Below are 13,023 nucleotides of genomic sequence, written 5' to 3' on the forward strand. Positions count from 1 at the left end.
ATTTCTCCTGCGGCATTGTTGGAAACGGGTTCGGTGTGCGGTGCTGTTGTTAGGCGGCCGCTTTGCGCGCCTTGCGGTCGGCGGCGATGTTGAAGCCGAAGATGGTGAGGACGACGATGGCGCCTCCGATCTCGAGAAGCGGCGTGTTCGGCCAGACGAGCGCGATGCCGGCTGCGCCGAGCAGAATGCGCAGCGGCCAGTTGAGTGGCGCTTCCATGTGGCCCTCGATCGCGGCGCCGAGTGCGTAGACGCCGAGCGTGGCGATCAGGAAGATCATCCCCATCTCGAACGGCGTACCGGTCAGGAACGGCGTGTAGGCGAACAGGATCGGCACCAGATAAAGCCCCTTGGCGAGCTTCCAGGCGGTGATGCCGGTGCGCATTGGTGGGGTCTTCGCAATCGCGGCGGCCGCAAAGGCGGTCAGGCAGACCGGTGGTGTGACGTTGGAGTCCTGGGAGAGCCAGAAGACGATCATGTGCGCCGACAGGAGTGCACCGGTCAGCACCGAAGCCGGCAGCTCGTTGCGCGCGCCGGCGTGGATCTGGTCGAGGATTTCCGGCGGCAGCAGCGCGAACAGCGCTTGCGCGTCGGCGAGCGCCATCGGCTGGGCGAGTTTTCCAAAGGCTTCCGGGTCGACCAGCAGGAAGAACGGTTTGACGGTCTCGGCCAGCGTGCCATTGGCGATCGCCTGGATCATCTCCGCGTCCATCACGGCGGGATCGTACATGTTGTTGAGGATGAGGGTTTGCAGGGCCGGCGCCGACAGAGTGGCGAGCACGATATAGGCGGCGGTCACCGGCAGGCCCATGCCGAGCACCAGCGAGGCAAGCGCGATCAGCACGATGGCGACCAGCAGGTTGCCGCTCGCCCACTCGGTGATCATCAGCGAGAAGGTGTTGCCGATGGAGGCCATGGCGATGACGTTGACGATCAGGCCGACGGCGATCAGCAGCACGCCGGTGGTGATCATGTTGCGGGCGCCGAGCGCGAGCGCTTCGGCGATGGCCTTCGGGCCCATGCGGTTCGGAGTCAGCCACGAGGCGACGACGACCGACAGGATCGCCCAGCCGGCGGCATAGGTCGGTGTGAAGCCGTAGACGAGGAGGCCGATGAGGACGGCAATCGGGATCAAAAAGGCCGGGCCACCGCGGCGCAGCACGTCCATCAGCTTCGGCGCGTCGTCGGCGGAGACGACGATGTTGGAGCGCTTTGCCTCGATGCGCACGAAGAAGGCGACCGAGAGGAAATAGACGAAGGCAGGCAGGAAGCTGACGGCGACGATGTCGAGATAGGGGATCTGGGTGTAGGTCGCCATGACGAAGGCGCCGGCGCCCATGATCGGCGGCATCAGCTGGCCGCCGGTCGAGGCGGCGGCCTCGACGCCGGCGGAAAAGCGCGGCGGGAAGCCGGAGCGCTTCATCAGCGGAATGGTGATGACGCCGGTCGAGGTGGTATTGGCGACGGCCGAGCCGGAGATGGTGCCGGTCAGTCCGGAGGCGATGACGGCGACGAAGCCGGGGCCGCCGGTCATGCGGCCAGAAATCGCGCGGGCGATGTCGATGATGAAATCACCGGCGCCGGAGCGCACAAGGAAGGCGCCGAACAGGATGAACAGGAAGACGAAGCTTGCCGAAATGCGGCCGATGATACCGAACATGCCCTCGTCGGCGAAGATCGAGCGGAACACGACGGTCTCGATGGAGAGGCCGGAGAACTTGAAGACGCCGCTGATCTCCGAGCCCCACCAGGTGACGTAGGTCAGCGCGATGAGGATCAGCACCGGGATGATCCAGCCGGTGGTGCGGCGGGTCAGTTCGATAGCGCCGAAGATGGTCAGGAAGGCGAGCACCCATTCCAGCGTCGACAGGTGTACGCCGCGGGCATAGATGGCGTTTTCCGAGCCGACCAGGACGACGGTGCCGAGCGCCAGCGCGAGACCGAAGACGATATCGACGGCAAGTGCGAGGCGGCTGTCGGATTTGGCGTGCCAGAGCGGGAAGCGCAGGGCGCACAGGAAGGCGAGCCCGGCGAAGTGGATGCCGGCCAGCCACAGGGTCGACAACGTGCCGAAGATGTTCGCCCAGATGTGGAACAGGGAAATGGCGACCGCGCCCCAGAAGAACAGATGGCCGAAGATCGTGTCTCTCAGCCGGGGATCGTCGTGGAAGACGTCCATGCCGCCGGCGTCGCTCGCCTCCGCCGCCGGGTTGCCGCCGGCCGGATCGATCTTGGTGTCGCTGCCCATTCCTGTCCCCGTCAATTCTTGCGGCGTTCAGACCCGCCGGTGGCCATGAAAAAGGCCGGACCCGTTGTCGAAGCAGCGTGTCCGGCCCTCTTTGTCTTGCTGGTCGAAGCCGACGAGACTTACGGCTTCAGACGGTCGGGAACGGCGACGCCCGCTTCTTCGTAGTAGCGGATCGCGCCCGGATGCAGCGGCAGCGGCAGACCGGCGATAGCACGCTCGATGCTCATCGCCTTGGTGGCCGGATGGATCGACTGCAGGAAGGCGAGGTTCTCGTAGATCGTCTTGGTGATCAGGTAGATGGTCTCTTCCGGCACATCATCACGCACGGCGAGGAAGTTCGGCTGGGCGATGGTGTTGATGTCGGCTTCCTGGCCCGGATAGGTGCCGGCGGGAACGACGAAGCGGGTCCACAGTTCGTCGAAGTCGCCATTGGCGGCCTTCATTTGCTCGTCGGTGAAGTTGAGCACGGCGATGTCGCCGCCCATCGCCGCGAAGGCGCGGGTGACGGCGGAAACCGGCGCGCCGGCCGGGGTCGACATGGCTTCGATCTGGCCGTTCTGCATGGCGTCGGCCGACGGGCCGTAGCCCATATAGGCGAGATCGTAGGTCTCATCCATGTTGATGCCGAGATTGCCGAGAATGGTGCGATTGGAGCCGATGGTGCCCGAGTTCTGCTTGCCCATCGAGACCTTCTTGCCGGCGAGGTTCTTCATGTCCTCGATGGTGCCGGTCTTGGCGTCGGCCTTCTTGACCACGAAGTGCTCGACATTCGACCACAGCATGGAGATCGAGCGCAGGTTCTTCTGCGGGCCGTCGTTCTTCAGCGGGCCGGAGCCGTTCTTGGCGTAGGCGCCATAGAGGCCCTGGACGATGGCGAACTGCACTTCGTTCTCGCGCAGCAGCTTGATGTTCTCGCCCGAACCGGCCGAGTTGATCGCCGACATGTTGATCTTCTGCTTGGGCTGCAGCTTGACCTTGACGAGGGTGGCAAGCGCGACGCCGACCGGATAGTAGGTGCCGCCGGTCGAGGCGGTGGCGAGCAGGAAGTTCTGCTCCTCGGCGGCACGGGTCGCGGTCGGAGCGAGCGATACCAGAAGCGCGGTGCCAACCGCGGCGGCGGTCAGCGACTTCAGAATTGTCCGTCCTTTGAGCATGTGACGTTCTCCCTTTGTCAGACTTTCGATGTATGTCTGGAGCGGACTATGGCCCGAAGTCGACGACAAGCTCAACCTTTCATCCGGAAAAAAACATATGCCGGTGCGGGATAGGTTGTCTGGACGAAAAAATGCCGTGTTTCAGTGCCATGGCGGATTCGCCGGCATTTGTCAGAGGTGGGCCAAGTGCGTTAGGGTTGCGCCGCTCGGGCCAATCGGGGGCGCGCCGGGCTGGAACCCAATCATTTTTCGACCGAGGAACGGGCCATCGTGCTTAAGACCCAGCTTTCCCGCGCCTTCCCGGCGTTCGTGCGCGCGTCTCAGATAATCCGCCTCACCGCGCTGATCGCGACCATCGGCCTCACGGTCGGTATGGCGCCGGCCGCGCGTGCCGAGGTTGCCGCCTATGTGGTGTTCGATGCCTCGAACGGGACGGTGGTCGAGGAGAAGGCCGCGACCCGGCTGTGGCATCCGGCTTCGGTGACGAAGCTGATGACGGCCTATGTGGCGTTCCACGCGCTGCGCGACGGCACGCTCAAGCTGACCTCGCCGGTGGTCTATTCCGACAATGCGCGCAAGGAGCCGCCGTCGAAGATGGGCTTCAAGGCCGGCACCATACTCACCCTCGACAACGCTTTGAAGATGATGATCGTCAAATCGGCGAACGATGTCGCGGTGGCGATCGCCGAGGCGGTCGGCGGGTCCGAGCCGGCTTTCGTCACGGCGATGAATGCGCACGCGGCCCGGCTCGGCATGCGCGATACGCGGTTCACCAATCCGAACGGCTTGCCCGACAAGCGGCAGGTCACGACGGCGCGCGACATGGGCCTGCTGGCGCAGGCGTTGATCCGCGAATTCCCTGAATATTATCACTATTTCCGCATCGCTGCGATCCAGCACGGCAAGCGCACCCTGCAGTCTCACAATGTGCTGTTGCGCCACTATCAGGGCGCCGACGGCATGAAGACCGGCTATATCTGCGATGCCGGGCTGAACCTCGTCGCGACGGCGAAGCGCGGCGGCCGGCGCTACGTGGTCGTGGTGTTCGGCGCGCGCAATGGCTATGAGCGCGCCGCGGTTGCCGCCGAACTGCTCGACAAGGGCTTCGGCCGGTCGCGGCTGTTCGGCGCCAGCAAGACGCTTGCCGCACTGCCGAGCGGGCGCGGTTATGGATCGCCGCCGAGCGGTTATTGCCGCCAGGGTGAAAAGCCGAAGATCGAGGAGCTGCTGGCGCAGTACGGGCGCGGCGCCTCGGGCGGCACGAGCGGACCGGCGCTCGGCTATGCGAGCGCCAACCGTATCCGTCCTGTGCTGCCCGGTGTCGCGATAACAACCGCGAAGGCGAAGAAAAAGAAGAAGGGCAAGAACGACAAGGAAGCGACGATCAGCGCCGAAGAGGTGCTGACCCGTCTTGTCGGGCCGCCGCGGGGCTATGTCACGGTGCGTGTCTTCACCGGCGGGGCCGACGATGTTTCGCCGCGCCGTCATCTCTCGCCGATCGATGGTGTCAACATGGCCGGCAGCGGTCGCGGGGTGCCGCTTCCCGAGCCGCATCCGGTTCGCATGGTTTCCGCGCCGGCCGCGTCGGCGAGCCCGGGCGGTAGCCTGTTTGCCAAGGCCGCGGGTCAATCCAACGTCGCCCGACCGGCTGCGCTGTTGCCGGGCGCGGCGATGATCGCTACCTATCCCAAGATGGTTGGCGGAGTCCCCGTGCCGCAGCCCCGGCCGCGATAGCGGGAGCTGGCGCGGAACCTGCCGGGGCTGGCGGAGACGCGTCCGCGGGCAAGGCGGCGGGTCGCTCTCTTGCGGCCGATAGCGGCGAATTAGGAACAGGCGACATGAACGAGCCGGCACGGCGTCCGCAGCGCGATCCGATCCCGATCACTATCCTCACCGGCTTTCTCGGCGCCGGCAAGACGACGATCCTGAACCAGCTCCTGAAAGATCCGGCGCTGTCGGATGCGGCCGTCATCATCAACGAGTTCGGCGAGATCGGCCTCGACCATCTGCTGGTCGAGGAGGCCGACGACGGTATCGTCGAGCTGTCGTCGGGGTGCCTGTGCTGCACCATCCGGGGCGATCTGGTGACGACGCTGGAGAACTTTCTGCGCCGGCTCGACAATGGCCGTCTCGACCATCTGTCGCGCATCGTCATCGAAACGACCGGCCTTGCCGACCCGGCGCCGATCCTGCACGCGGTGATGGGGCATCCCTATCTGGTGCTGCGCTACCGGCTCGACGGGGTGGTGACGGTGGTCGACGCGGTCAACGGCATGGCCACTCTCGACACGCAGGATGAGGCGGTGAAGCAGGTGGCCGTTGCCGATCGGCTGGTGCTCACCAAAACCGACCTGGTGGAGGCCGCGGACACGCTGCCGGCGTTGCTGGCGCGTCTCAAGCGGCTCAATCCGGGCGCGCCGGTGCTCGATGCGCCGGCGGGAGAAGCGACGACGGAGGCGCTGCTTTCCTGCGGCCTCTATGATCCACAACGCAAGATCCCCGACGTCGCGCGCTGGCTCAACGACGAGGCGTTCCGCGATCAGGCCAGCCATGATCACGGGAACCATGATCATCCTCTTGATGGACATGAGAATGGTCATAAATCTCATAATGACGGTCACGCCCACCATCATTACGATGTAAACCGTCATGATGATCGCATCCGCGCCTTCACGCTGGCGACGGATCGGGCGGTGCCGGCGACCGCGCTCGAGATGTTTCTCGATCTGCTGCGCTCCGCGCACGGGCCGAAGCTGTTGCGCGTGAAGGGCGTGATCAAGATTGCCGAGGACCCGGATCATCCGGTCGTGGTGCACGGGGTGCAGCAGGTGTTCCATCCGCCGGCGACTCTGGCGGCCTGGCCCGATGACGACCATCGCACGCGGCTCGTCTTCATCACGCGCGACATGCCGGAAGGGTTTATCCGGCGCATGTTCGACGCGTTCACCGGTGCGCTGGCACCGGATACGCCGGACCCTCAAGCCATGACCGACAATCCGCTGGCGATTTCCGGCTTTACCGGCCCGCGCGGATAATCACAGTTTTTCGAAGGAGCACGCCATGACTGCCAGCAACGCCGATCCGTTTGCCGTTCTCGATTTCTGGTGGCGCGCGGGCCCGGCGAAGTGGTTCGCCAAGGACGAGGCCTTCGACGCGGCGATCCGCGATCAATTCGGCGACGCGGTCGAGGCGGCGCTTGTCGGCGAGCTCGATCACTGGGCGAAGCGGCCGCATGGCTCGATGGCGCTGCTGATCCTGATCGACCAGTTCCCGCGCAACCTGTTCCGCGACAGCGCCAAGGCCTTTGCCGGCGACGAGAAGGCGCGCGACGTTGCCGATCAGGCACTGGCGAAGGGCTTCGACAAGGTGTTCCCGGTCAATGTGCGGCGCTTCTTTTTCCTGCCGTTCGAGCATTCCGAGGACATCGCCGACCAGGAGCGGGCGGTCGATCTTTTCATGGCATCGGGCGATGACGAGGGTCTGTTCTGGGCCTACAAGCATCTCGATGCGATCCGCCGCTTCGGTCGGTTTCCGCATCGCAACGCCGTGCTCGGGCGCGAGAGCAGCGCGGCGGAACAGGCATTTCTCGACAAGGGCGGGTTTTCTGGATGACGGCAGATATTCATGCGGATGCCGCGGCGCGGCTCGAGGAAATCCGCGAGCGCATCGCGGTTGCTGAAAAGGACGCCGGGCGTCCCGCCGGTTCGGTGACGCTGGTCGCCGTATCGAAGACCTTCGACGCCGATGCGATCCGTCCGGTGATCGGCGCCGGACAGCGTATCTTCGGCGAAAACCGCGTGCAGGAAGCGCAGGGCAAATGGCCGGCGATGATCGCCGACCATCCCGATATCGAGCTGCATCTGATCGGACCGCTGCAGTCGAACAAGGCGCGTGAAGCGGTCGAGCTGTTCGACGTCATTCACACCGTCGACCGCGACAAGATCGCCCGGGTGCTGGCCGAGGAAATGGCGCGGCAGAACCGCCATCCGCGCCTCTTCGTGCAGGTCAATACCGGCGCGGAGCCGCAAAAGGCGGGTGTGCTGCCGGACGAAGCGGAGGCCTTCGTGCAGCGCTGCCGCGACGAGCACGGGCTGACCATCGAGGGGCTGATGTGCATTCCGCCGTTCGAGGACGTACCGGGACCGCATTTCGCGCTGCTGCAAAAGCTTGCCGACAAGATCGGGGTCTCCGCGCTGTCGATGGGCATGTCGGCGGATTTCGAGACGGCGGTGCAGTTCGGCGCCACCCATGTGCGGGTCGGCAGCGCGCTGTTCGGTCATCGCGACTACGGCGCGGCCTGAGCGCAAACCTGCGCGCAGCGGGCCTCGCCGGGCGGGCGAATCGGGCTATATGATCGGTTCCGTTTCCCGTCACGAAAGCACTGCACTCCCCATGTCCGACCGTCTGACCCTTGCCACCTGGAACATCAACTCGGTGCGGCTTCGCGCGCCGCTCGTCGAGAAGCTGATCGCCGACGAGGCGCCGGACGTCATCTGCCTGCAGGAGACCAAGTGTCCGAACGACGCGTTCCCGACCAAGGCGTTCCGCAAGCTCGGCTATGAGCACATCGAGGTGAACGGCCAGAAGGGCTATCACGGCGTTGCCGTTCTCTCGCGGCGGCCGCTGACCGTCATCGACCGGCGCGATCTGTGCGACAAGGGCGATGCGCGGCATCTGTCGGTGTCGGTGCCGTTCGGCGGCACCGATCTGGTGGTGCATAATTTCTACGTGCCGGCGGGCGGCGACGAGCCGGACCCGGAGGTGAACGACAAGTTCGCCCACAAGCTCGCCTATCTCGACGAGATGCGCGACTGGCTGCAAGGCGCGGAGACTGAGGGGCCGGCGGTGCTCCTCGGCGATCTCAACGTCGCGCCGCTCGAGCATGATGTGTGGTCGCACAAGCAGCTTTTGAAAGTGGTCAGCCATACGCCGCCGGAGACCGAGCGGCTGAATTCGATCATCGCCGCCGGCGGCTGGATCGACGTCATGCGCCGCTTCGTGCCCGAAGACGAGAAGCTGTTTACCTGGTGGAGCTACCGGGCGAAGGACTGGCGCAAGGCCAATCGCGGCCGCCGGCTCGATCATGTCTGGGCGACGCCGCCGCTTGAGGTCGCGCTTGCCGGTATGCGCGTTCTGACCGACGCGCGCGACTGGGAGCGGCCATCCGACCACGTGCCGGTCATCGCCCGCTTCGAAGCGCCGTAAGGGATTGCCGATGGGCATCGAGTTCTCTCTGCTTCCCGCCGACCTGCCGCCGCTCATCGCGGTGCTGCTCGTCGTCGTCAGCTTCTTCACTTCGGCGCTGTCGGCGACCTTCGGGCTCGGCGGCGGCGTGGCATTGCTTGCGGTGATGGCGAGCGTGATGCCGGCGCTGGCGATCATCCCGGTGCATGGTGTGGTGCAGCTCGGCTCCAATGTGGGGCGCGCGGCGGTGCAGGCGCGCCATGTGCATCGCCCGCTGCTGTTGTGGTTCGCGGTCGGCGCCGTGTTCGGCGCGATTGCCGGCGGTCAGGTCGTCTTTGCCCTGCCGGCTCAGGTGCTGAAGCTCGTCGTCGGGTTGTTCATTCTTTGGACGGTTTGGGGCAGCAAGCCGAAACTTGCGACCGCCGGACCGGGCGTGATGGCGGCCGGCGGGTTTGCCTCGACGGTGCTGACCATGTTCGTCGGCGCGACGGGACCGTTTATCGCCGCGCTGCTTGCCCCGCAGCCGCTTGAGAAGAAGGCGCTGATCGGCACCCATGCCACCTTGATGAGCCTGCAGCACGCGCTGAAGGTGCTTGCCTTCGGTTTCCTCGGTTTTGCGTTTGGTCCGTGGATCGTGCTCATTGCCGCAATGATCGGCGCCGGCTTTCTTGGTACGCTGTTCGGCTCGAAGCTGCTCGACCGCATGCCCGAGGCGGCGTTCCGCAAGGGCTTCAGAATTGTGCTGGCGCTGATCGCGCTGCAGCTCGTCGTACGGGCTGCGGCGGCGCTCCTGTTGCCCTGAAGCGGACACAGAACGCCGATAATCTTCTGCACACTATGGTTGTATTTGTGATGATTCGCGTTTATGCGCGGGTCGGCGTTTCGATGGGCGAGAAGGAACAGCAATGAACGACAGCATCAACCGTGACACCATTCGTGCGGCCTATAGCCGGATCCGCAGCCGCGTGCGCCGCACGCCGGTGCTGCATACGGCGGCCGGCGATTTTGGTCTGTCACGGCCGCTGACGCTGAAGCTCGAATGCCTGCAGCATGCGGGCTCGTTCAAGCCGCGCGGCGTGTTCAACAATCTGCTGTCGCGCGATATCCCGCCCGCTGGCCTTGCGGCGGCTTCGGGCGGCAATCATGGCGCGGCGGTGGCCTATGGTGCCTCGCGGCTCGCCCGGCAAGCTAAGGTTTTCGTGCCCGAAACGGCGAGCGCGGCTAAGGTCGAGCGGATCCGTGAGCTGGGCGCCGACCTGCATGTCGAGGGCAGCGAATATGCCGATGCCGCCGCGCTGTGCGCCGCCTATGTGGCGGAAACCGGCGCGATGGAGCTGCATCCCTACGACTCCCCTCAAACGATTGCCGGCCAGGGCACGCTGGCGCTCGAATGGGACGAGCAGACCTTCGGCCTCGACACCGTGCTGATCGCGGTCGGCGGTGGCGGGCTGATCGCGGGTGCGGCCAGCTGGTTCGGCGACAAGGTGAAGGTGGTTGGGGTCGAGCCGGAAGGGGCGGCGACGCTTCATGCGGCGCGCGCCGCCGGTGAGCCGGTCGACATCGAGGTCAATTCGATCGCGGCGGATTCGCTCGGCGCCCGCCGTGCCGGCGATCTCGTGTTCGATATCTGTCGCGAGGGTGTTGCCGAGGTCGTTCTCGTTTCCGACAAGGCGATCCGCACTGCCCAGCAGGCGCTGTGGCGGGACCTGCGGCTGGCGATCGAGCCGGGGGCTGCGGCGGCGCTTTCGGCGCTGATGTCAGGCGCCTATCGGCCGGAACCGGCCGAGCGCATCGGCGTCCTGGTGTGCGGCGGCAACGTGGACCTTGCCACGCTTGAGAATCACTCGTGATTTTGCGTCGCGCGACATCCCCTGGCGGGTTGTGTCAGCGCGTCCTGGTTTCCGGAAAACCGGTCTCACCTTGTTTGACGCAAAAAAGTTCGGCGCCCGAAGCGGAAACCGCTGCGGACGCCGATTGTTTGTGTGGCGATGTGCCGGCCCTGATCAGGCGAGCAGCAGGTCGCTTTCGGCCAGGCTGTTGAGGCCTTCGAACTTGACCATCATGTCGGTCGCGCCGTCACCGTCGGCATCGATCGACAGGTACTTGTCCTCGAAACGGACCTCCGCGCCGGTGCCGCTGAACGCGGCGTCGCCGATGAAGGAGAGTGTGCCGAACGAGGTCAGGTCGATCAGATCCTCGCCGCTTTCGAACTGGTACACCCGGTCGGCGCTGCCTTCGGTCGCGCCGCTGTCGCCCAGGTCGAAGACGAAGGTGTCGGTGTCGCTGTCGTGGCCGGCATACAGACGGTCCTGACCGGTGCCGCCATCGATGACATCTGCGCCGCCATTGGCGTAGATGAGATCGTTGCCGTCACCGGCGTTGATCGCATCATTGCCGTTGCGGCCGACGATCTTGTCGTTGCCGGCGCCGCCGATGATGGTGCCGCCGTTGGACGAGCCGTAGATCTGATCGTTGCCGTCGCCGCCATCGATGGTGTCGGTGCCGCCATTGCCGTAGATCCGGTCGTTGCCTTCACCGCCAACGATGTTGTCGTCGCCGTTGCGGCCGATGATCTTGTCGTGGCCGGTGCCGCCGTCGATCGTGCTGCCTTCCGACGAACCATAGATCCGGTCATTGCCGTCACCGCCAGTGATCTCGTCGGTGCCGCCATTGCCGTAGATCTTGTCGTTGCCGGTGCCGCCGTCGATGGTGTCATTACCATTGCGGCCGATGATCTTGTCGTGACCATCGCCGCCGGTGATGGTGCCGCCGTCGGACGAACCATAGATCCGGTCGTTGCCAGCGCCGCCGTCGATGGTGTCGGTGCCGCCATTGCCGTAGATCTTGTCGTTGCCTTCACCGCCATCGATGCTGTCGTTGCCGTTGCGGCCGACGATCTTGTCGTGGCCGTCACCGCCGGTGATGGTGCTGCCACCGGTGGAGCCGTAGATCTGGTCGTTGCCGGCACCGCCGTCGATGGTGTCGTTACCACCATTGCCGTAGATGCGGTCATTGCCGGTGCCGCCGTCGATGGAGTCGTTGCCGTCGCGGCCGATGATCCTGTCATGGCCGTCGCCGCCGGTGATGGTGCCGCCGTCGGACGAGCCGTAGATCTTGTCGTTGCCGGCGCCGCCAATGATGGTGTCATTGCCGCCATTGCCGTAGATGCGGTCATTGCCGGTGCCGCCGTCGATGGAGTCGTTGCCGGCGCCACCGACGATCTTGTCGTGGCCGTCACCGCCGGTGATGGTGCCGCCTTCGGACGAGCCATAGATCTGGTCGTTGCCGGCGCCGCCGTCGATGGTGTCGGTACCGCCATTGCCGTAGATCCGGTCGTTGCCGTCACCGCCGTCGATGGAGTCGTCGCCGTCGCCGCCGATGATCTTGTCGTGGCCGCCATTGCCGATCATCAGCGCGTTGTCGTCGCCGTAAACGCGAAGCTGGTCGTTGCCATTGCCGCCGGTGTAGGTCTCGACATTGAAAAAATAGTGGTTCAGCCAGTCGGACACGTCGAAGATGGTGGCGTTGGCGTTGCCGTCCTCGTTGTCGAGCGTATCGCCGTTCAGAGCGAAGCCGAGATGGTAGATGCCGTCGATGACGGTGTTGATGGCATTGTCGCCGCGGAATTTGACCTGCGCGCCGTCGTTCTGGACGAGGTGGAAACCGGTTTCTTCGCCGTCCTCGTCGTCGCCATGCAGTTCGGCCCATTCGGCCGCGTGGTTGGCAACGAGATAGGCGTTGAGGGCGCGAACGTCCTCGGCGCTGAACAGGCCGTCCTCGCCGACGCCGGTGGCGTCGATCGCTTCCAGAATGAGGGCGTTGAGGCCGTTTGCGGCAATGGCGCCGCCCTGGATATCGGCGGCGGAGGTGTTGCGCGCGAGGTCGTCCTCGTTCTTGATCAGGTCGACCATCTGGTCGAGACCGGTGCCGGTGGTCGACACGTCGGTGTAGTAGTAATTCAGCCAGTCGGCGACGTCCTGAATGTTGGCATTGGCATTGCCGTCTTCATTGAGCAGCGTGTCGCCCTGGATCTCGAAGCCGAGGTGGTAGATGCCGTCGGCGACGGTGTCGACGAGGTTCTTGCCGAAAATGCGGCTGTTCGCGCCGTCGTTCTGGACCAGATGGAACCCCGTTTCCTCACCGTCCTCGTCGTCGCCATGAAGGACGACCCATTCGTCGGCATGATTGGTGCGAAGATAATCATTGATGGCGCGCACATCGTCGGCCGAAATATCGTTGTCGGTGGCAATCCCCGTCGCCTCGATGGCTTCGACGATGAGCGCATTCATGGCGTCGGCTGCGGCCGCGCCGCCGGCAATGTCTTCGTCCGGTATCGTATTGTTCAGCCCGCAATCCTGAAGGATCCGGGTGACAATGCGATCCAGTCCGCTGCCGGTGGTCGGGGTGTAGAGCGTGTCCATTATGCTTTCCCTCGTATTC

General features: G+C 64.9%; 10 protein-coding genes. 7 read left to right on the forward strand and 3 right to left on the reverse strand.

The features are described 5' to 3' along the window. Window positions 1-49 precede the first annotated feature (49 nt). Both C0606_09265 and C0606_09270 read right to left on the reverse strand, forming a co-directional pair. Entirely contained in the window at window positions 50-2,176 is a 2,127-nt protein-coding gene (locus tag C0606_09265) for a C4-dicarboxylate ABC transporter permease (protein PLX38776.1), read from the reverse strand. A gap of 188 nt (window positions 2,177-2,364) precedes the next feature. Next, window positions 2,365-3,399 carry a C4-dicarboxylate ABC transporter substrate-binding protein gene (locus tag C0606_09270; protein PLX38382.1) on the reverse strand — a complete coding sequence of 345 codons (1,035 nt, stop codon included), beginning with the start codon at window positions 3,397-3,399 and terminating at the stop codon, window positions 2,365-2,367. 270 nt (window positions 3,400-3,669) lie between these two features. Between C0606_09270 and C0606_09275 the strand changes: the two genes are divergently transcribed. The 7 genes from C0606_09275 to C0606_09305 all read left to right on the forward strand — a co-directional run bounded on the left by C0606_09275 (window position 3,670) and on the right by C0606_09305 (window position 10,433). Further along, window positions 3,670-5,133, forward strand: coding sequence for a D-alanyl-D-alanine carboxypeptidase (locus C0606_09275; protein PLX38383.1), 1,464 nt, complete (start codon window positions 3,670-3,672; stop codon window positions 5,131-5,133). 104 nt (window positions 5,134-5,237) lie between these two features. Then, window positions 5,238-6,434 (forward strand): GTP-binding protein, encoded by a 1,197-nt coding sequence (locus C0606_09280; GenBank protein ID PLX38384.1) that lies wholly within the window; start codon window positions 5,238-5,240, stop codon window positions 6,432-6,434. Window positions 6,435-6,459: 25 nt separating this feature from the next. Beyond that, window positions 6,460-7,011 (forward strand): DUF924 domain-containing protein, encoded by a 552-nt coding sequence (locus C0606_09285; protein PLX38385.1) that lies wholly within the window; start codon window positions 6,460-6,462, stop codon window positions 7,009-7,011. Further along, window positions 7,008-7,700, forward strand: a complete 693-nt coding sequence (locus C0606_09290) for a YggS family pyridoxal phosphate-dependent enzyme (protein ID PLX38386.1) — start codon at window positions 7,008-7,010, stop codon at window positions 7,698-7,700. Before C0606_09285 ends, C0606_09290 begins: the two co-directional genes overlap by 4 nt. A 91-nt stretch (window positions 7,701-7,791) precedes the next feature. Continuing rightward, window positions 7,792-8,604: an exodeoxyribonuclease III gene (gene xth / locus C0606_09295; GenBank protein ID PLX38387.1), complete on the forward strand. Its 813-nt coding sequence runs from the start codon at window positions 7,792-7,794 to the stop codon at window positions 8,602-8,604. Between the two features lie 10 nt (window positions 8,605-8,614). Next, window positions 8,615-9,385 carry a sulfite exporter TauE/SafE family protein gene (locus tag C0606_09300; GenBank protein ID PLX38388.1) on the forward strand — a complete coding sequence of 257 codons (771 nt, stop codon included), beginning with the start codon at window positions 8,615-8,617 and terminating at the stop codon, window positions 9,383-9,385. Window positions 9,386-9,488: 103 nt separating this feature from the next. Then, the gene (locus C0606_09305; GenBank protein ID PLX38389.1) at window positions 9,489-10,433 is read left to right on the forward strand and encodes a threonine dehydratase; all 945 of its coding nucleotides are present in this window, start codon (window positions 9,489-9,491) and stop codon (window positions 10,431-10,433) included. Between the two features lie 153 nt (window positions 10,434-10,586). Here C0606_09305 and C0606_09310 read toward each other — a convergent pair whose 3' ends face one another. After that, window positions 10,587-13,004, reverse strand: coding sequence for a hypothetical protein (locus C0606_09310; GenBank protein ID PLX38390.1), 2,418 nt, complete (start codon window positions 13,002-13,004; stop codon window positions 10,587-10,589). Window positions 13,005-13,023: the final 19 nt, after the last annotated feature.

The sequence above is a fragment of the Hyphomicrobiales bacterium genome (assembly GCA_002869065.1).
Taxonomy (GTDB): Bacteria; Pseudomonadota; Alphaproteobacteria; order Rhizobiales; family Rhodobiaceae; genus Rhodobium.